This window comes from Pedobacter sp. (genome assembly GCF_041645105.1).
GTDB lineage: Bacteria > Bacteroidota > Bacteroidia > Sphingobacteriales > Sphingobacteriaceae > Pedobacter.
In genome coordinates this window covers 224,795-242,228 of record NZ_JBAZQQ010000002.1, presented here as the reverse complement: position 1 = coordinate 242,228, position 17,434 = coordinate 224,795, and the positions used below count along the sequence as shown (strand labels likewise).

The following is a 17,434-nucleotide window of genomic DNA, read 5'->3' as shown; positions in this document are numbered from 1 at the left end:
AACTACATCATTAAACTTCAATAAATAGTTTTACCGATTGTGCGAACTTATGCGAACAGTTTTCAGTTTCTGCGTACCGTAATAATGTATAAACTGTAAATAGAGATACACTTCCTTGGAACAGCTGTTTTATAAATAATTTCCGGCAATAAAATAAACTCTCCCCGTAATGCTTGACACGATCAAAGGTTTTCATTGCCAGTAAAACCCAATAATCCTGCTGGACAACATTTCTGCCCCATGATTCGGCCATTGCTTCTCTATCATCTATTGTTTCAATTGCACAGGTCTTTAAATATTCAGTGAATTCGACAATTGAAGCAGGATATAACTTATAAAGTATTTTGATTTTTTGGTGTAATTTCATTTTATGTATAGGTTTCATAATTTTAGAATTAGTGGGTTAGAAAAACATAGGAACGGCCAGCTTAAACCTTTGGTTATAAGATTCCGTTTCCGCGTATTTGGTTAATTGATTTAGGGTTAGGGTGGCATAATCCAGGAAAAACAAATGATTTGCAAATGCTTCTGAACTGGATTCCAGTTTAGCACGCTTGCTTTCCAAAAGCTGCAAGATATAGCCCGAAGTCACCCGCCATCGTTCAAAATGCATCAACCGGGGATTCCATAATTTTTCATAACCTTCCTTACGTTCATATATGTGCGCACAGAATTTTTGCAGATAATTTAAAAACTCCGGTATTTCATTAGGAAAAAGCGCATGTAACAACTTGGCCTTTTCCTTAGTATTGAGTTTTATGATTGGCTTCATCATTTTTAGAATTTAGGGGGCGGAAACCCGCCCCGTGAATAGATAAACTAATTAACAGCTGTAGTTTTATCAGCATCCTGTTTCAGGATCACCAGTTTGCTATAAATATCCATCCAGTAGCTTAAGCGTTTCTTATGAAATGCTTCTTCCTCCTTTGTAGGATTTTTGATTTCGTATGTGAGGTACATCGCCACCTGAAAAATTGCAGTTTTTAAATCTGTCACTTCTAGCAGATTCCCTTCACAATCGACTATATATCTTATCATGATTCGAAATTTAGGGGGATTACTCCCCCCGTTAGATAATCAGTTAATTCAAGGCGCTTGCCCCTGTTTTGGTAAAGTCCATGCACAAATCAAATGCAGTTTGTGTACGGGTTAATCCAGTACCCCACATAATAGATTTGAACTTACTTTCATCATCTTTATAATTGCGGACATTCTGAAAATACCCCGTCACAGAATTATAAGCCCCGAACACCGTCCCCCTTGTGGTATCCATTTGCTGGCTAGGACTTCCCATTGCATACGCATATACATTTTCAACGATGTTATTAAACTGCGTTGAAAGTTCATCATCCTGAAAATTGCGGAGTTTTTCCAGCGTTTCCCGGTTCGGCACCATAGCCAGTTGAATAAGACGTTTTAATTCCGGGTCATTGATTCGCACATGTGACCACCTGTTATAAATGGCCTCCATCTCAATAGAAAGGCTATTTGATATACCTAACATCGTTTGCGCCTGTTTCAGTTTATCGGTAGCGGTGGCCGTATGACGGATTTTAACACAACCCGAATTGTGTTTTAAAGCAGCGTTTAAAGTATTCGCACAACAAATGCGCACAGGAGTAAATGCAATACTGATACTCCCCGAACCATCATGCGAAGATGTAAGGAATAAATATTGCTCGATTAAATCTTCACGCCCTACCCGAATAAAATCCGGTAGTTTAGCTGTAATAAAAATAACCTGACCCCGTCCGAGACATCCGGCCGTTTCATACTTGATACCAGTCCCCCCGCCTACGATACTATCAAAAAAACCAAATGCTTCCGTATTCTGAACCACTTGATAATCCCTGCCCACTAAGCCCAGCACTTCGTCTGTATCGGTTCGCATCGTAGAAAAGAAATCCGGCACTATAATATTTGGCTCGAAGCTGTTCATATACTCGTCCGTTTCCACGTCATTAAAAACAGCGAAGTTTTCAGAATTGCAGGTAAATAGCGGGCGTTTCTCCACTTCAAAGTTTAAACCCGCGTAAACAATTGCCTCGCTACTGGTCGGGTAATGCTCAATGATCTGCCCCAGATTGTGCCATGCTTTTTCTTTCACACTGAAAAAACTATGCCGATTGGTATTGCTGTTATAATTAAGGTTATGTGACATGATGCTAAAAATTAAGGGTGATTAAATCCAGTTGCTAAAAGTTCCGTTTCCAGTACCTTCACGTTTTCGGTACTATCAAAACTGTATTTGGTTTCCTGTTCAAATTCAGCTACGGTTTCGATCAGGCTATCGGTCTTGCTTTCGACCTCTACCCGAACGATGATATATAAAATGTGATTTTTCATACTTAGGAATTTTAGGCAGTTGGTTAAACCTTTCCAACTGCTGATAAAATGCCGAGGGGTTATTTTCCTTAAATTCCAAGCCATACCCCGGCTCATACACATGGTCAAGGAATTCTATAAAATCCTTTTCCATACTTAAATATTTAGGTGAATATTGACGCCCCCGCCTAAGCAGGGGCGCAACATATTTAAGCAGGAATAAGATTAACGATGTCAGTTTCGACCTCTTCGAGTTTTTCAGTGCAAAGGCTGTTCACCTGCTCGGCCACTCCTTTAATGATCGTAGGATTTTTAGTGGTAAAAGTTTTCCCGTTATCATCTTTGATCGTAAGCATACAACCCTGATAATAATTCCCATCTGTTTCGTCCGCATTGTCTTTCAAAACCAATTCGAATTCGTCCAGCGTGGTAATGATGTTTTTTAAGTTGTCCCTGTGCCTGATCTTACGGGCTAAATCATCCCCGAGTTTAATGTGGCGTTCCAGTATTGCCCTTTGTTCTGCAATCTTTTCTGCAATACTGGCTTTGATTTCCATTTTCGAAGGTTCGGCTTTCGGTTTGTCCGCTTCCTTACTGACATCCACAAAACCAGCTTTTACACTTTCCCCTTTTAGCTCTTTGCCCGTTTCCACCTTTTGCGATACCGCATTAACCGGGTTACCTGCCACAAATTGAGGGGCTTTTTTGTCTGCTACGGCGTTAGTTCCTTTAACCTCTGCGCCTGTTTTTACTTTAGTTTCCATTATTATGGGTTTTAGATTTTCCAACCTGCCTACTACCCTTCGGCAGGAGCCTATCCTGGCTTTTTGTTAAGCAACCTCACCTGATTTAGCAGGGATTACAGGCAAGGCTTTTGGAAAAAGAATACTACCCGAAGGCGCAGCCGAGGTGTGGAGATTGTTTTTTCAAAACCAGCGGAGCAAAGCGGAGCCGCCTTGACTAAGTGAGCCCTGCGGATCAGAAATTTCGACACAAACAGCCTAAATCCAACCCGTAACATCCTGATCAAATCAATCTCAAAACACTTAAAAAAAATAGAAAACGGGGCATAGGCATATGCCCCTGTAAAAACAAGGAGCCTACGGCAACTAACTCATTAACAAACCAGGATCTCTGCCCGGCCGGTTGAAAATATAGATAGGTTTAAAAACCGGCGGCGTGTGCTCATAAATCCTTCTAGCCAGTTCAACCGCAGCAAGTATGGAACTGGACTTGGCAACTCCCATCCCCTTAAACTTACAAAGTTCCTTCAAGGTGACCGTTTTGAGCTTACCTGGATTGTCGCTAAACCTTTTCAGAATGTTTTCTGCGAGATCTACAGCCGACTGATTTGGTGTACCCGAACCGATCAGCATCGCCAGGAGTTCCGCAGTAGTTAAATCCTCGGCACCATGTGCCATCATTTTTTCCCTTGGCCGCTGATCTGGCTCCATGCTTTTAATCCCCTTAGCAGATTTAGCCTGCTCCTGAATTTGTTTTACCGTCTCAAATCCCCCTCCCTGGTAAGCTGCACTTTGAAACAGCGAGGCGAAGGCCTGTATAAACTGTTCGAAATCATTTTCAAAGACAATGACCTGCCATCTTTTATAACTATCATCTTCCTGCTGTTCACTACGAGTGATCTGAATGTAATTGCTGTTGTTATCCGCACGCTTAAAGTCCAGGAAGTAATGTCTTTTGTTTTGCGAAGCGAACGATTCTGTTGCTAAAATTTGCTTTCTCATAACATTTAAGAATTGGTGTCCAGCAAAATTGAGTAGGAAAAAAGCAAACAGTAGGTACAAAAACAACTTACTTGATCCCACTTTGACATACCCGATCGATAAACTAAAGACCCGATCTCAAATAAAACTACCCGATCTCACAAACATTTACGCGTTAAAATCGTTATCTAATTTTACAACCATAACTACTAACCAATGAACCAAACCAATCCCACACCAGTTAAGCAATGTGAATTCTGTGAAAAAGTACTACATGGTCGCAGCGACCAGCGATTCTGCAACGATAGTTGCAGGAATACATTTAACCGCAATTTACGCATGGCAGAAAAGGCTGAGTATCATAAAAACATTCCGGAAATAATCAGAATCATCAAAAGGAATTATGAGATACTCAAACCTATGACAAAGACCATCACATACATTGACGAATACAAGTATTACGACAATTTAGAGGAATTTCTAAACCTCGGAATCAATCCTAACTTTTTCACCAGTACCTTTACTGACAAACAAGGCACCATTTGGAATTGTGTTTTTGACTGTGGTTTTTGCATTGCAGATAACGGGGCTATGGTGGGATCTTTCCCCGATCAGGCACAAATATAGTTTATAGACATGGAAAGCTTATTTATCAAAGGAACCAGCCTGGCTACCCGGGAAATGTATCACCACGATGAGCGAATTTATAAATATACTGAGTATAAATCATACCGTAGTGGCGGACAGATAAACCCTCCGACTTAAACAGTCTTTCCCTTATATTTTCATGATAACGATCATATAATCTCTGTCTTAAATTAACAGCAGAAGAACATTATTGATCATGCAATTTCCCGAAATTCTACTTAGTCTTGCTGAATTACTTCAATCCGGTCAACTTCGAAGTAAATAGAACTTTGGCATCGGAAAGATCCCAACCACTCACCTCCTTTTCAACCAAATCCGGATGCCTTTTCCAAATGTCACGAAGGGCATTTCCAACAGACTTTCTAAGATATTCACTCTCACTTGCGCGATGTACACTGATCATACTCACCGCAACCTCGGGATGCATTTTAAAGTATGGTCTTCCAGTCCAGACTCGGAGCCCCTCAATCACGGCTCTGTTTAATTTCGGATCCGGATCAGACAACCAGGATTCCAAATCACCCATAGCATGCTCATAACCGATCTGGGCACAGTAATAATCAAATGCCTTGGCCAGCATCTCCTGAACCCTCCAGTTTTCATCCCGAACGACCACTTCCCTTAACGAAGTCAATGCCCGAACATCCCTGGGAGCAAGCAAACCAAGAAGATAAGTACCAAGCATATGTCCCTGATAACTTTCTTCATCCAATAAACCAATTGCCACCGCATAATGATCCAACGCAGGAGTAGCATAAATTTGATCACCCGCAAGCATAATATGCTTAAAGCCATGTTCAATTTGCTTTAGATCTGAAACAATTTCCTGGATTTTCATAACATCTTTTTTTCAAATAACGCTATTTTTCAACACTAAAAAAATGACAGAGATCATAGACAACCGTCCAAATGAAAAAACACAGGACTCTATCTAAAAAGGCCTTTGCAGCCGGTACCATCTGTTATCCAATAAAAAATGAGGGTAAAAGAGCATATACTTCTTTTAAGGGCTGTAAGACCATTTTAGGCTCAAGACAAGCCTTTAATTTACAGGAAGAAATAAACCTATAGTGCAGAAGTCAACCAAGGATATGATTTCTTGTCTTATGAAAAGCATTCTGATTAAAAATATTTGTATTTTGCAATCATAAGCAGTATTCAATGTTAGAAGATTTACCAATGCATATCGGTAGTTCTCCCATTGAATTTTAGTGCAAAATTGAAGATTTGTGCTTCTATTGCCCCCATCATCAAGCCCCGAAACGTTAGTGGTAAGGCAACCAACACAACACATTGACGACAAAATGAACATAAATACAATAAAGAAATATTCGCTTAACTGTTTTCTTTTGACCCTTCCAATTATGATATGGAATATTGTCTTGACAAAGCAATTGCCTAAAGACTTTCAACCCGAAATATTTTGGAAAGACGTTCCAGTATTTTTGACATATGGAGAAAATATTTCACGGACTTTAGTTTTTATGCTGACATTACTAATGCCTTTAAGTATTTTGACAAATACACAAAAGAAAGGGTTGTTTTTATATGTTGCAGGGACAGTAATATACTTTGCATCCTGGCTCTTATTAATTTACTTTCCTGACAGCAGATGGAGTAATAGTATTTTTGGGTTTATGGCACCTGCATATTCTCCATTACTATGGCTAACTGGAATAGGATTTATTGGGAACTCCTTTTATTTCAATTTGCCTTATAGACGCTGGTTCTTTATTTCGACATCATTCATATTTCTGACATTTCATAATTTTCACGCTATAACAATTTATCACAGGACACATTAGTTATGCATATTAACAAGCAACTGTCATTTCACGAACAAAGGCTAATCAGCACCAACCTATAAGACGACATCAAACTTTTAATTCTTTTAAATCAGTACGAATGCTATTCGTATACCAATTTTTTGAAGCCCGCAGTAAAATCAGCCAATGCAGCGTGAACCTGGCTATCGCTTAATCTACCGTTCCCATCAAACCTGCCTTTGATGCCATTAATCACCAGCTCCGCTTCCTCAGCTAAACGGGCACCAAGTGTCTTCATAATCAACTTCAGCTGTGCATGCCCCTGCTGACCATCAGAAGAAGCAGTCACCAAGCCGACCGGCTTATCCATAAATACTGTCGTAGCTACACACCATTCCAGCAAATTCTTCAGTCTGGCTGGAATACTAAAAATGTATTCAGGCGAGCTAATAACTACCCCCTGGGCAGCTTCAATGCAAGCGATCAGATTCGTAACCGCTACAGGCAAATCTTCTGTTAAAGAAGGATCAAAATGCGGCAACAAGCCAAGCCCCTTAAATACAGTGAGCTGAAAATCATCAGCGCTCAACTCGGCGAACTCCTCCATCAACTTAGCATTTGATGACTCCTTACTTGCACTGCCAATAATCACCAAAATTTTTGCTTTCATAAAAGCCCCTCTTCCCCGGATAAAGACTTCCGCATCAACAGATCAGTCTGCTCATCCTCACCCATTTTAAACACATGAGTTCCAAAAATAACGAAACCATTCTTTTCATAAAACCGGATCGCCCTGGGGTTATTTTCCCATACCCCAAGCCATATCGATGACTTCCCCAGCTGCCTGGCCACCTCAAGGGCATGCCCGTACAACAATTGTCCAACTTTCTTTCCGTGATAAGCATTCAGCACATAAATCCGTTCAATCTCTAAAGAATCCTCTTCCTTTAAATCCGATTGCGCCTTCCCGCTATTCACCTTCAAATAACCAACCGGTCTATCCTTATCCCAAGTCATAAAAAACTGCGAATCAGCTTCATTTAATTCAACACCCAATTGGTCCAGGCTAAAATTTACAGACAAATAATGCTGCATATCCTGCTGGGTATTGCTATCGGCAAAAGTTTCATGAAAAGTGCTTCTGGATATTTCCTGTAAAGTCTTTAAATCCTCTAAACCCACTTTTTGTATCTTGATCATAACCTGAAATTAAATCTCAGGGCAAAGTTAACCACATCCTCATAAAATAATTACATCCTAAAATAAATTTAAAGTACTCTCGAGGAATCAATTCGACGAGGTTTATCCATTTCTAAATGACCCCTAAGAACTTCTTCTCCAATTGTATCCAACAGCTTAGTTATACCATAATAGTTAATCACCGGTATCACCCCGTTCGAATATTTCCGTCTCCTGATCCAGACCTCTAAATCCGATACGGTAATATTACCTGGGTATCTGTCTGCCAATTTCCTGCACCATATCCTCAGCCAGCAGGATGTCCTGATGACCAGAAGTTTCATCATACTCATAAACCGGAAACCCGCCCGGCTCCAACTCATCAGCAGTTAAAGCCCGCCACGTTTCACCATCACTGCCTAAGAAAATCTCACCTATCAGAGCAACATGGTATACAATTTTGTAAGTACCGGATTCCTGCGGGTGAATGTTCAGGTCAATCTGCTCGCCGCCAGTATTGATAATGACATTAAAAGGATCCATAATTATTAATTTAAACAGGTTTATTATTAAAATAATCTTCCAGCTGCTCCCCAATCTGCGTTAACAGCACTTTGACAGCCATGCCCTCCCCACACCAGACCTTACCGGTCTGCCCAGACTCCTGCCAAAGCGTGCCCAGGGAGGTATGCTGATCAAAAATGGCATATTTAGGCTCCTCCCGGTCAGGAATGACCAGCAAAGATTTCACCTCGCCCTCGATAGTAACCTGAATTTCGAAAGGCTCCCAGTCATCTGCTATATTTCCCATATTTAGTCCTCTTTATCATCAAAATCTTCCGAAGAACTTCCCGTGTGACTCTCATTATCTCCGGGATTTTCTTTCGGTTTCTCCGAAGAGCCTGTATAGGCATCATCACTCAGCGAATCATACCCTTGTGTTCCTGTATTGTCTAATCCATCCCTGGGACTTACCGGAGTGGATGGTGTTATTTGTTTCTTAGTCATGTCCATCTTTTTCAAGTTTAACTATCCATAGGATGATGATTAGAACCAGGATTCGTTCCATCCAGTTCTCCAAGTCCCTCAGCTCCCCGCTCAGTGCCTTGCTCATCCTGCATATCAGCTGATTGATCATCTTGCCGCTGATCAACAGCATCATCATCACTATCTTCCTGCTTTTCCCCTGACACAAATCCAGGATCCACAGCACTATTTTCAAACTCAGCGTCTTTATTAATGACCGCCGACTGATCCGGATCTTCCGGCAATTCTTCCGCTATATTGTTCATGATCTATTGATTGAATTGTAAAACTATTTCCACGCATCTGTTGCCTTCCTCAAACCTTTCCCAACCGGTAAAATACGCTTGGTTCCTCCCAGAGTTTCTAAGTCAACGTAAATTCAACACCTTGTTAAACAGATTGTTTCATAAAAATTATTTTAATGTTTTATTAAACAAATACTCAAATCCTGCTGTTATAATCACCGTAATGGAACAAACCAATGTTTCCGGTACACCTAATTTTTATTAAAAGCACCATGCCAGAAGGAACAGTAAAATTTTTTAATGAGTCAAAAGGATTTGGCTTCATTATCCCCAGCAATGGGGATCCCGAATTATTTGTACACGCCAGCGCACTCAGCGCTCCTATAAGAGAAAACGACCGGGTCAGTTATGAAATCGAAAACGGTAAGAAGGGCCTCAACGCTACTAAAGTAAAAAAGATCTGAGTATGCTGACCGTTATTAAAAACCTACCCGACCATATATTGGGAGTCCGCGCAAGCGGAGAGGTCAACAAAGATGACCTAAAAAATGTATTACTGCCAGGACTGGAGTCCTTAAGCGAACGTTATAAGGAAATTTATTACCTGCTGGTACTGGAAACCGATGTACAGAATTTCACCGCCGGAGCCTGGGTACAGGACCTGATTGCCGGAGTCAAACATTTCACAGACTGGAAAAAAATGGCCATCGTAACCGATCAGAAAGCAGTTGAAAAATTCACCGATATTTTCAGCTACCTCAGCCCCGGCCAGGCAAAAGGATTCGAATTAAACGACCTTCAAGCAGCCATAGACTGGCTAAGCATTAAATCCTGAACAACATGAGCAAGCTTAAAAACCTTTTTGCCGGATTAGCCGGCGCCATCGCCTTAAATGTCCTGCATGAAAGTTTAAAGAAAAAAAGCCCGGATATGCCCAGAGTAGACCTGCTGGGTGAAGATGCCCTTCAAAAAGCACTTCATTACTTTGGTGCACACATTCAAAGTAAAGAAAACCTTTACCAGGCCACCCTCGCCGGAGACATCATTGGCAATACCCTCTACTATAGCCTGATCGGCGCAGGAAATCCAAAGTACCTATGGCCAAAAGTCGCCATGATGGGACTAAGTGCGGGAATCGGCGCAGTTACCTTACCAGAGCCCATGGGCTTAGATCCCCAGCCGGTTGCTAAAAACAACCAGGTAAAAACCCTCACTATCGGATACTACCTGCTGGGTGCAGTGGTCACAGGCCTAGTCTTGACGTTGATGAAAAAATCCTAACGCTCCAAATACACAACAACACAGCAATTCTATCTTAGAACACCTGATGATGAGCGAATCCTGTTTAAAAAGTTTAAGGAGTCGCAGCTTCAGCTTACTCCAGAATTCGGTATCTGTTTCACTGCACATCACTTCAAATACCAAAAGCTCATCCTGCTCAGCTGTACCCTCATCAGGTTTCCAGAAACCCTTAGCCGGGTTCCTGGAATATTCAGTTAAACCTCCAAACTTAGTCGTCAGCTCCACACGAATCCCATCATACAGTTGTTTAGGAAATACCTCGCCATTGCCATCTCGTAAAGGCAGGAAAATTTCCACCAGCCGATCCATAGGTAAATCCTTCCGGCTTTTTTCAATGAGCTGAAAAGCTTTGCCCGCACCTAACTTTTCCAGGACGCTAAATTTCTTGCCCCCCTGCTGGTTGTAACTGGTAAAAAAAGCGATGGCCTGTTCCACAATCGTTTTGGAAAGATCACCCAGGGAAGACACATCCGCATAACGCTGGGAAACTTCCGGAACGCCGATCAGCCTATCGTTGCGCACAGGTTTTCCATTATGTTCTTGCTGAACAACTTTAAACGCGCCAATGATCCTGCAATCCACCGCACAACCCGCAAAAGCAGAAACTTCGGAAACTACCAGCACATCCAGCGGATCACCATCGCCTCCAACCGTCCCTGGAATAAAACCGAAATCAAATGGAAATACCAGACCTAGCGGCATCACCTTTTTCAGCTTCATCTTTCCAGTCCGCAGATCATAGTCATACTTCTGACCGCTTCCCTTGGGCGTTTCAATGATTACGGTAACCGCCTCCATTTTATTTCAGCGAAGCATTTATTTCCTTAGCCATCTGGTGGTGTTTTTCTAAAACCGGAAGCGTACGGGCAGCAAAATCCTTAATCTCCCCTCTTAAACTGCTTGCAGATCTAAACAAATCAAGGGTTTTGACATGGTCATTCACCATCATATCCATATAATGCTTATCGAACGCTTTTCCACTTAGTTTCTTCATTTCATCCATATGCATTTTTACATCCGCTGGATAGCTCGCAGGCAACAAATGCTCCAGCTTCGCTGCCACAGCTTTTAAATCGCTACCAGCTTTAGTATGATCAGCAACCATTTGCGCGGCAAATTTCTTAACCTCCGCATTTGAAGACTTTTCAAGTGCCAGTTTACCCAGATCAACCTCCATCATACCTCCAACAGCAGCGGTATCCATAAAAGCCGCGCCGTCACCATCCACCTTACTCATATGGGTTACATCCTTAGGCGCATCTGAAGTGTCAGTCCTACGCAAAGAATCGCTGCCAACAGGAGCACTGTCCAGTTGTGCATTGCCACTTCTGTCTGTATTCTGACAGGCTATAAGCCCCGAAAAAATCACCAGGGCAGCAGAAAATTTTAACATACTTTTAGTTTTCATAGTCTTGAGGATTAGATATATAATAGACAAAAGCATTAACCGCTGTGGCAGCAAAAAGTTTTAAATACCAACCTAAAAAGTTAACAAACAAAAACAAAACAATCCCCTGCCACCAATGTTAAACACCTACATTAGCATCACACTCAGCTATAGTTCTCAGCGAAAATTATCCATTTTAAAAAAGTTCAAACAATTTTTTAAGATCGCTGGTTATTTCCCCGCAGTTGATTGTAATGCAGCACTAAAATCAAGAACATTTAACTATTGAAAAACTAAAATTATGGCAACTACAACAAAAACCGGCGCAAAGACCGCCACAAAATCGAACACAAAATCAAAAACAGGGAAAATGGAAAATTCAGAATTCCATGAATTCTTCGTGGACGAACTGAAAGACATCTACTGGGCAGAAAAACACCTTTCCAAAGCCCTCCCTAAAATGAAAAAAGCAGCAACCAGTCCGGAACTGGCAGCCGCCTTTGAAAAACATACAGAAGAAACCAATAACCACATCGCCACCCTGGAGCAGGTTTTCCAGCTATTGGATGAAAAAGCTCAGGCCAAAAAATGCGATGCCATGGAAGGATTGCTGAAAGAAGCCGAAGGTGTAATCGAAGATACCGAAGCTGATACCATGATCCGTGACGCGGGGCTTATACTCGCTGCTCAAAAGGTAGAGCACTACGAAATTGCAACCTACGGCACACTAGTAGTTTTCGCCCAAAACATGGGACATAACGATGTAGCCGAACTGCTTCAGTTTACGCTGGACAACGAAAAAGCAACCGACGTAGCACTCACTGAAATTGCAGTCAGCTCAATCAACGAGCAGGCGGCAGCTGAGTAAACAAACCTAAGCTTTCCTTCCCCTTAGTCCAGCGCTAAGGGGGAGTAAAGTTCCTGCATAGATCAACCAAAATAACACATGCCTATGGAATCCATTCAAATACTGGGACTTGCAGCGGGCATCTGTACCTCATCCTCGGTGATACCACAACTGGTTAAAACCATACAGGAGAAAAAAGCGTCCGATGTATCCTGGATCATGTTCATTGTACTGATCATTGGAAATTCCCTATGGATCTACTACGGCTGTTCCAAATCGGATATTCCAATCATTTCCACCAACATATTTTCCTTGCTGCTCAATACAGCCATGCTGTTTTGCAAGTGGAAATACCGGAGAAAAAACAACTAAACCCTAACAGCCACAAAATGTTATACGTTTTTAAAAACTACAAGTATGGAAAATCAAGATCAGTTACCAGAAGAAGAAAATATAAACCCTAAACAGTTTCAGGTAGGTCCTAACCCTGAAGACCGGGACGATGAAGAAAACCAAAATGGCACAGCCGGTTATACACCAGGCGAAACAGAATTTGCGGACGGAGAAGGTACACGTCTTGACCAGGAAAGTGAAGAACTGAAAATCGATGAGAGACCTGATGATTTGGATGATCAGGATACCGATCCTAAGAACGATCCGGATTCAGGTTCCTCAAACGACCAGGAAGATGCAGATTAAGAGCTGCCCAAAGACGATCCTGCCTAAGACATTTATCACTGTTTAACCAATACGCGGAAAGTTATAATCTATTTTAAAGCTTATGATGAATGCAGTATCACCATGGGCCCTGTCGGCAAGCGCTGAACTGGCCAGTAATTCACCAATACTATTTGAACATCATGCAGATCCCTGTAGTTTTAAAGTGGTCGCTACTACTGATTCTATATGGATCCAAACTGAACTTCCCAGTGGTGGACGCGTTGCCTTCCGGGCGGCTTATAGTACAGGAAATAACCTGGAAGTTTTAAAAAGCAAAGATACCAATCATCAAGGCATAACGCTGAAACTGAATTCAGCTATCGGTAAACAAAGCATCACAATCTCCATTGATCAGACGGAAAAATCACCAGTATTGCGTTATACTACAAGCTTAATTCCGGCTAAAGACCTGATGATGCCCAGCTGGCCGAAGGACATATTGTTTAACGGGAAAAACGACAACCCTGAACAAACCCATGGAAAAATCCATGCCAGCCAGTTTGGTACCCGCACAGGATTTCTTTACCTGAGCCAGACCAGGCCAAAATCAGCCACACTCCTTTACCTTCAAAACCTGACCGCCTTATCAGCATATTGCGACCAAACCGAAACCTCCCTGGGAGATACCGTAGGCGGAGCATGGCCGGAACTGGGGTTTTCTCTCCCGGCATCCAACAAACCATTGAAAGCAGGAAAGGAAATCATCCTTTCAGATGCCTTCATCGCTTTCAGTGAAGAAGTACCGGAAAACGAGCCGGACATGATACGGCTCTACCTGGATTTGCTGGCCAGGATTTACCTCCTCATCCCTAAACCGGAGACCGCATACAAACACTGGCCGGACATCCTTGACAAAGGTCTCAAAGACCTGATCGACAGCCCCGGCTGCTGGTCACAGGTAGCCGGACACAAATACTTCAACGCATACGTGAGCGACTATGAAACTCCACCCGAGATCATGGTACAGCTCGCCGTTTTGCTTCCTCTGCTGGACTATGTGGAGTGGAGTAAAAAAGAGCTGGAAGTCATGAAAACCATAAAGGTCGGACTACCCTCATTTTATGACGAAAAACTAGGCACCATCATGCGCTGGCTACCTGCCGCAGAAGACAAACTTAAAGGTGAAGAAGAACAAAAAGTACCAAAAGTCATGGATTCCTGGTACCTGCACCATCCCCTGCTCAACCTTTCCAGACTCGCCCTAAAAGGCGATCAGACAGCGGAAAAACTATTCCTGGATTCACTTGACTTTGCCATTAAAGTAGCTCATCATTTTAAATACCAATGGCCTGTATTTTATAAGATGGACACCTTAGAGGTGGTCAAAGCAGAAACCGCTGAAGGAAAAGGGGGTGAAAAAGATGTAGCCGGCATTTATACGCATGTCATGCTTCAGGCATGGGAACTGACTGGTGAACAGCGTTATTTAAACGAAGCCGAGAAAGCTGCAAAAACCCTGCAAGGTCTGGGTTTTGAAATCTTCTACCAGGCCAACAATACCGCATTCTCGTCCGGAGCATTACTCCGGCTGTATAAAATCACCAAAAATGAATTGTACCTGCAATTGAGCTACATGTGTCTGGCCGGAATATTTCGGAACGTGCAACTCTGGGATTGCAACTACGGGTATGGCAAGAACTTTCCGAAATTCTTTTCCCTGTATCCATTGAACGACGCCCCTTACACGGCAGTTTACGAAGAACAGGAAGTTTTCTGTGCATTCCACGATTACCTCAAGCATGCCCAGGACCTAGACATTCTGCCATCAGTAAAGCTGCTCATTGCCGAATACATTCGCTATCTGGTAGACCGTGCAGTTTACTACTACCCAACCATGCTCCCGGCAGACATGCTGGAAGAAAAGCCCAAGATCGGAGAAGTTGATCCCAAACTCTGGATTGCACTGGAAGACCTGCAGGACGGCTGGTTGAAATCAGGAACTGTTGGCCAGGAAGTCTACGGGGCAGGTAACGCATTCGGAATTTTGCCACGACATTACCTACAGATTCCAGGCGAACCCTTTATGATCTATACCGATTATCCTACCTCAGGATTTAATGCAAGAAAGGGTAAAAACATCATCTTTAAAATACTTGGCGATGAACGCATCAACTGCCGGATGATGCTGGTAAAAACAGCACAAAGGAAAATTTCGGATTTTAAAGTATTGCTCAATAGAGCAAAAGAACCCTTAAAGCCAAGCATCGTAGAAAACGGCAACCAGCAATACATCATCCCAGGTAACAGTACCATCACTATCCACACACATTCCCAATCAAAACAAAAGCTATGAATCCATTAACCGCATACCTTCCTACAACCGTTAAAGGAAAAAGAATACTCATCACCGGTGGAACAACCGGCATCGGGCGCGCGACAGCGATCCTGCTTGCTTCACAAGGCGCCAGGATCATGATCTTTGGCCGTCACCAAAAGCCCCTTGATGAAACAATGGAAGCCATCAGCAGGCTCGATCAGGAAACAGAATGCTTCGGTATGATTGCCGATGTAGCCGATCAACAAGACATCACCAGGATATTTGATATGGTAGACAGCCAGTTTAAAGGCCTGGATGTCCTGATCAATAACGCGGCATTACCCTATGAAAGCATCATGGAAGGAACATACCCAGACTGGCAATACATCATCAACACCAACCTGCTGGGATATATGGCCTGCTGTAATGAAGCTGTAAAACGCATGAAAGAAAACACTTCCAGCCACATTGTCAACATCGGCTCCATCAGTGCCGACCAGCGCGGAAAAGACAGCTCGGTATATGTCGCTACCAAAGCCGGTATCCAGGGCTTCAACGAAGCCCTCAGAAAAGAAGTGAATGAACTAGGCGTCAAGGTAAGCCTGATTGAGCCCGGACTGGTCGGTTCGGACATGATTGAAGAAGATTCAGATGAACAACGTAAAAAAATAGCAGCTATGGAAATGCTTAAGGCTGAAGACATTGCCATGAGCGTATTGTATTGCCTCTCCCAACCTCAACGATGCGATGTCATTACCTTACAGATCAGACCTCACCTGCAAATCATCTAATCATGAAACCAAACCAAAAAAAATACAGCTACTTATACAGGAACGGACTAACCATCGTTTTCCTCACGCTCTTTATCGCAACCCTGGCCGCACAGGCACTTACCGGCTGGAAAAAACACAACCAGGATCTCCAGGAAGACCACGCAGCAGAAATAGGATTAGCCACTTACCTGCAAAGCGGGCACTTCATCTCGGCGACCTTCGAAAACTTCGAAAGCGAATTCCTGCAAATGGCCTTGTACGTTTTACTCACTGTATCCTTACGCCAGATCGGTTCAGCAGAATCCAAAAGCCTGGATGAACCCGAAGAAGTAGACCGGGAACCCAAGCCATCAAAAGACGCACCCTGGGCGGTACGAAAAGGCGGATGGATCTTAAAGCTGTACAGCAATTCGCTTTCCATTTGTTTCGCGATCCTTTTCCTGGCGAGCTGGGCCTTGCACCTGTATGGCAGCTGGCAGAACCACAACGTAGAACAACTAGCCAGACACCTCCCAAAAGAAAGCGTAACAACTTACCTGGGGCAGGCAGAATTCTGGTTTGAAACCTTTCAAAACTGGCAAAGCGAATTCCTTTCGGTCGCTTCTATTGTGTTCCTAACCATTTACCTGCGACAAAAAGGCTCACCTGAATCCAAACCAGTTGATGCCCCGCATATGGAAACCGGGAAATAGCACTGATAATGATTAACCCTGATTAAACTAATGAAAAAAGACATAGATGACACAGAGGTAAAACGATGCGGCAAGTTACTGATCAAACATCAGCTGACCATAGCCTTTGCCGAAAGTGCGACTGCCGGGCGTATATCCGCTGCATTTGCCATGGTACCTGATGCCGGTAAATTTCTCAAAGGCGGCATTGTCTGTTACGACGCGGATTTAAAATGCAGTCTGCTCGATGTTCCAAAACAACAGCTCAAAGAATTTACACCTGAATCAGAAACTGTCACCCGAGGAATCACCATAGGAATCCAAACACTCATCCCAGCGGATATTCACATTGGCTGTACCGGCCTGACCGCACCAGGCGGAAGTGAAACCCCGGGGAAACCCGTAGGTACCATGTTCCTCCATGGCCTCCAAGGACAGCAGCAAGTGCTTGACGAAAGAATCGTCTTCCAGGGAGCCCCGGACGAGATTATATCCCAGACCATCACCTTTCTCGCCAAACACCTGCATCAATACTTAAAAAACTTAAAATAAGCTGCTGCACCC

Annotated in this window: 28 protein-coding genes; 12 read left to right on the top strand and 16 right to left on the bottom strand. The window is 42.9% G+C overall.

The window, feature by feature from the left end; all coding sequences use genetic code 11:
- Positions 1 to 10: 10 nt before the first annotated feature.
- The 7 genes from WC623_RS07210 to WC623_RS07180 all read right to left on the bottom strand — a co-directional run bounded on the left by WC623_RS07210 (position 11) and on the right by WC623_RS07180 (position 4,070).
- Positions 11 to 385, bottom strand: coding sequence for a hypothetical protein (locus WC623_RS07210; RefSeq protein WP_372849422.1), 375 nt, complete (start codon positions 383 to 385; stop codon positions 11 to 13).
- Positions 386 to 403: 18 nt separating this feature from the next.
- Entirely contained in the window at positions 404 to 775 is a 372-nt protein-coding gene (locus tag WC623_RS07205; protein WP_372849420.1) for a hypothetical protein, read from the bottom strand.
- 44 nt (positions 776 to 819) lie between these two features.
- Complete coding sequence (locus tag WC623_RS07200; RefSeq protein WP_372849418.1) at positions 820 to 1,038, bottom strand: hypothetical protein; 219 nt, start codon at positions 1,036 to 1,038, stop codon at positions 820 to 822.
- 43 nt (positions 1,039 to 1,081) lie between these two features.
- Entirely contained in the window at positions 1,082 to 2,161 is a 1,080-nt protein-coding gene (locus WC623_RS07195; RefSeq protein ID WP_372849416.1) for a DUF932 domain-containing protein, read from the bottom strand.
- An 11-nt stretch (positions 2,162 to 2,172) separates the two neighbouring features.
- Positions 2,173 to 2,346, bottom strand: a complete 174-nt coding sequence (locus WC623_RS07190) for a hypothetical protein (RefSeq protein WP_372849414.1) — start codon at positions 2,344 to 2,346, stop codon at positions 2,173 to 2,175.
- 188 nt (positions 2,347 to 2,534) lie between these two features.
- Complete coding sequence (locus WC623_RS07185; protein ID WP_372849412.1) at positions 2,535 to 3,089, bottom strand: hypothetical protein; 555 nt, start codon at positions 3,087 to 3,089, stop codon at positions 2,535 to 2,537.
- Between the two features lie 345 nt (positions 3,090 to 3,434).
- The gene (locus WC623_RS07180; protein ID WP_372849410.1) at positions 3,435 to 4,070 is read right to left on the bottom strand and encodes a UPF0758 domain-containing protein; all 636 of its coding nucleotides are present in this window, start codon (positions 4,068 to 4,070) and stop codon (positions 3,435 to 3,437) included.
- 195 nt (positions 4,071 to 4,265) lie between these two features.
- Here WC623_RS07180 and WC623_RS07175 point away from each other — a divergent pair, with 195 nt between their 5' ends.
- Complete coding sequence (locus tag WC623_RS07175) at positions 4,266 to 4,676, top strand: hypothetical protein (protein ID WP_372849408.1); 411 nt, start codon at positions 4,266 to 4,268, stop codon at positions 4,674 to 4,676.
- A gap of 9 nt (positions 4,677 to 4,685) precedes the next feature.
- Positions 4,686 to 4,814, top strand: coding sequence for a hypothetical protein (locus tag WC623_RS07170; protein ID WP_372849406.1), 129 nt, complete (start codon positions 4,686 to 4,688; stop codon positions 4,812 to 4,814).
- Between the two features lie 115 nt (positions 4,815 to 4,929).
- On the opposite strand, the gene WC623_RS07165 is transcribed toward WC623_RS07170, so the two are convergent.
- From WC623_RS07165 to WC623_RS07135, 7 genes are all read right to left on the bottom strand, one after another.
- Positions 4,930 to 5,535 carry a DNA alkylation repair protein gene (locus WC623_RS07165; RefSeq protein ID WP_372849404.1) on the bottom strand — a complete coding sequence of 202 codons (606 nt, stop codon included), beginning with the start codon at positions 5,533 to 5,535 and terminating at the stop codon, positions 4,930 to 4,932.
- Positions 5,536 to 6,605: 1,070 nt separating this feature from the next.
- Positions 6,606 to 7,133, bottom strand: coding sequence for an NADPH-dependent FMN reductase (locus WC623_RS07160; protein ID WP_372849402.1), 528 nt, complete (start codon positions 7,131 to 7,133; stop codon positions 6,606 to 6,608).
- Positions 7,130 to 7,663: a GNAT family N-acetyltransferase gene (locus WC623_RS07155; RefSeq protein ID WP_372849400.1), complete on the bottom strand. Its 534-nt coding sequence runs from the start codon at positions 7,661 to 7,663 to the stop codon at positions 7,130 to 7,132. Before WC623_RS07155 ends, WC623_RS07160 begins: the two co-directional genes overlap by 4 nt.
- 246 nt (positions 7,664 to 7,909) lie before the next feature.
- Positions 7,910 to 8,185: a hypothetical protein gene (locus tag WC623_RS07150; RefSeq protein WP_372849398.1), complete on the bottom strand. Its 276-nt coding sequence runs from the start codon at positions 8,183 to 8,185 to the stop codon at positions 7,910 to 7,912.
- A 10-nt stretch (positions 8,186 to 8,195) separates the two neighbouring features.
- A complete protein-coding gene (locus WC623_RS07145) occupies positions 8,196 to 8,453 on the bottom strand; it encodes a hypothetical protein (protein ID WP_372849396.1) in 258 nt (85 codons plus the stop codon).
- Between the two features lie 2 nt (positions 8,454 to 8,455).
- On the bottom strand, positions 8,456 to 8,650 hold the full coding sequence (locus WC623_RS07140; RefSeq protein ID WP_372849394.1) for a hypothetical protein: 195 nt from the start codon (positions 8,648 to 8,650) through the stop codon (positions 8,456 to 8,458).
- Positions 8,651 to 8,667: 17 nt separating this feature from the next.
- A complete protein-coding gene (locus WC623_RS07135) occupies positions 8,668 to 8,934 on the bottom strand; it encodes a hypothetical protein (protein ID WP_372849392.1) in 267 nt (88 codons plus the stop codon).
- 251 nt (positions 8,935 to 9,185) lie between these two features.
- Between WC623_RS07135 and WC623_RS07130 the strand changes: the two genes are divergently transcribed.
- Genes WC623_RS07130 through WC623_RS07120 form a run of 3 tightly spaced genes read left to right on the top strand, consistent with a single transcriptional unit; the run spans position 9,186 to position 10,194 of the window.
- Entirely contained in the window at positions 9,186 to 9,377 is a 192-nt protein-coding gene (locus tag WC623_RS07130) for a cold-shock protein (protein WP_349788065.1), read from the top strand.
- 2 nt (positions 9,378 to 9,379) lie between these two features.
- Positions 9,380 to 9,748, top strand: coding sequence for an STAS/SEC14 domain-containing protein (locus WC623_RS07125; RefSeq protein WP_372849390.1), 369 nt, complete (start codon positions 9,380 to 9,382; stop codon positions 9,746 to 9,748).
- A 5-nt stretch (positions 9,749 to 9,753) separates the two neighbouring features.
- Positions 9,754 to 10,194, top strand: a complete 441-nt coding sequence (locus WC623_RS07120; RefSeq protein ID WP_372849388.1) for a hypothetical protein — start codon at positions 9,754 to 9,756, stop codon at positions 10,192 to 10,194.
- On the opposite strand, the gene WC623_RS07115 is transcribed toward WC623_RS07120, so the two are convergent.
- Both WC623_RS07115 and WC623_RS07110 read right to left on the bottom strand, forming a co-directional pair.
- Positions 10,165 to 11,013: an inorganic diphosphatase gene (locus WC623_RS07115; RefSeq protein ID WP_372849386.1), complete on the bottom strand. Its 849-nt coding sequence runs from the start codon at positions 11,011 to 11,013 to the stop codon at positions 10,165 to 10,167. The two genes, WC623_RS07120 and WC623_RS07115, sit on opposite strands and share 30 nt — an antisense overlap.
- Position 11,014: 1 nt before the next feature.
- Positions 11,015 to 11,623, bottom strand: a complete 609-nt coding sequence (locus WC623_RS07110) for a DUF4142 domain-containing protein (protein WP_372849384.1) — start codon at positions 11,621 to 11,623, stop codon at positions 11,015 to 11,017.
- Between the two features lie 280 nt (positions 11,624 to 11,903).
- Between WC623_RS07110 and WC623_RS07105 the strand changes: the two genes are divergently transcribed.
- The 7 genes from WC623_RS07105 (at position 11,904) to WC623_RS07075 (ending at position 17,422) form a co-directional block, all read left to right on the top strand.
- On the top strand, positions 11,904 to 12,470 hold the full coding sequence (locus WC623_RS07105) for a ferritin-like domain-containing protein (RefSeq protein ID WP_349787683.1): 567 nt from the start codon (positions 11,904 to 11,906) through the stop codon (positions 12,468 to 12,470).
- Positions 12,471 to 12,554: 84 nt separating this feature from the next.
- Positions 12,555 to 12,821: a SemiSWEET family sugar transporter gene (locus WC623_RS07100; protein WP_372849382.1), complete on the top strand. Its 267-nt coding sequence runs from the start codon at positions 12,555 to 12,557 to the stop codon at positions 12,819 to 12,821.
- 45 nt (positions 12,822 to 12,866) lie between these two features.
- Positions 12,867 to 13,148 (top strand): hypothetical protein, encoded by a 282-nt coding sequence (locus tag WC623_RS07095; protein WP_372849380.1) that lies wholly within the window; start codon positions 12,867 to 12,869, stop codon positions 13,146 to 13,148.
- An 82-nt stretch (positions 13,149 to 13,230) separates the two neighbouring features.
- A complete protein-coding gene (locus tag WC623_RS07090; RefSeq protein ID WP_372849378.1) occupies positions 13,231 to 15,462 on the top strand; it encodes a hypothetical protein in 2,232 nt (743 codons plus the stop codon).
- A complete protein-coding gene (locus tag WC623_RS07085) occupies positions 15,459 to 16,217 on the top strand; it encodes an SDR family oxidoreductase (RefSeq protein ID WP_372849376.1) in 759 nt (252 codons plus the stop codon). The genes WC623_RS07090 and WC623_RS07085 overlap by 4 nt, the downstream gene beginning before the upstream one ends.
- A 2-nt stretch (positions 16,218 to 16,219) precedes the next feature.
- Entirely contained in the window at positions 16,220 to 16,891 is a 672-nt protein-coding gene (locus WC623_RS07080; RefSeq protein ID WP_372849374.1) for a DUF6766 family protein, read from the top strand.
- Positions 16,892 to 16,921: 30 nt separating this feature from the next.
- The gene (locus tag WC623_RS07075) at positions 16,922 to 17,422 is read left to right on the top strand and encodes a CinA family protein (RefSeq protein ID WP_372849372.1); all 501 of its coding nucleotides are present in this window, start codon (positions 16,922 to 16,924) and stop codon (positions 17,420 to 17,422) included.
- Positions 17,423 to 17,434: the final 12 nt, after the last annotated feature.